Below are 352 nucleotides of genomic sequence, written 5' to 3'. Positions count from 1 at the left end.
TCCAGGGGTGCGGGGGGAGGTCAGCGCGGGCGCGCTGCGGTCGAGGCGCGGGGGACCAGGGAGGTGGCCAGCTCCATGCGCTGGCTGTCCAGCTGGCCGCCGGTGATCAGCTCGTGGAGCATCCGGCCGGCCATCCGGCCCATGTCGGCCAGCGGCTGGCGCACGGTGGTCAGCGGCGGGGACGACCAGCGGGCCATGGGGAGGTCGTCGAAACCCACGACGGAGAGGTCCGCCGGCACCGAGAGGCCGGCCTGGCGGGCCGCCTCCAGGACGCCGAAGGCCTGCTCGTCGCTGCCGGCGAAGACCGCCGTCGGCGGGTCGGGCAGATCCAGCAGCAGGCGGGCCTGGTCGT

Annotated in this window: 1 protein-coding gene; it reads right to left on the bottom strand. The window is 75.9% G+C overall.

What is annotated here, in order from left to right:
- Window positions 1–20 precede the first annotated feature (20 nt).
- Window positions 21–352, bottom strand: a 332-nt coding sequence (locus tag E9565_RS22060) for a substrate-binding domain-containing protein (RefSeq protein ID WP_236836745.1), incomplete at its 5' end; no start/stop codon positions are given.

Origin of the sequence: Blastococcus sp. KM273129 (genome assembly GCF_021698995.1) — a bacterium.
Taxonomy (GTDB): domain Bacteria; phylum Actinomycetota; class Actinomycetes; order Mycobacteriales; family Geodermatophilaceae; genus Blastococcus.
This window is presented reverse-complemented; position numbering and strand designations above follow the sequence as displayed.